Source organism: Bacillus pretiosus (assembly GCF_051294775.1).
In the GTDB taxonomy this organism is placed as follows: Bacteria; Bacillota; Bacilli; order Bacillales; family Bacillaceae_G; genus Bacillus_A; species Bacillus_A wiedmannii.
In genome coordinates, this window is record NZ_JBPPHF010000339.1 from 1 (window position 1) to 294 (window position 294).

Sequence of the window (294 nt, forward strand, 5' to 3'; positions counted from 1 at the left end):
CTAGCAGACGGTCTTGCTGAAAAAACACATATGCTCATTCGTGATCGCTGGGGTATTCCAGATTCACTAGAACTGACGATGGAAGAACGTTTCCGTACGAAATATAGAGGGAAACGAGTGTCTTTCGGTTATCCAGCATGTCCAGAACTTGCGGATCAAGAAAAGTTATGTCGCCTTATTCATCCAGAAGAAATAGGTATTTCATTAACAGTAGGATTTATGATGGAGCCAGAAGCATCTGTGACGGCTATGGTATTTTCTCACCCTGAGGCAAGATATTTTAGTGTATTATAG

1 protein-coding gene is annotated in these 294 nt (G+C 41.5%); it reads left to right on the forward strand.

Annotated elements, in window-relative coordinates; translation table 11 throughout:
• Positions 1-294, forward strand: a 294-nt coding sequence (locus ACSG5Z_RS31150) for a vitamin B12 dependent-methionine synthase activation domain-containing protein (RefSeq protein WP_435712887.1), incomplete at its 5' end; no start/stop codon positions are given.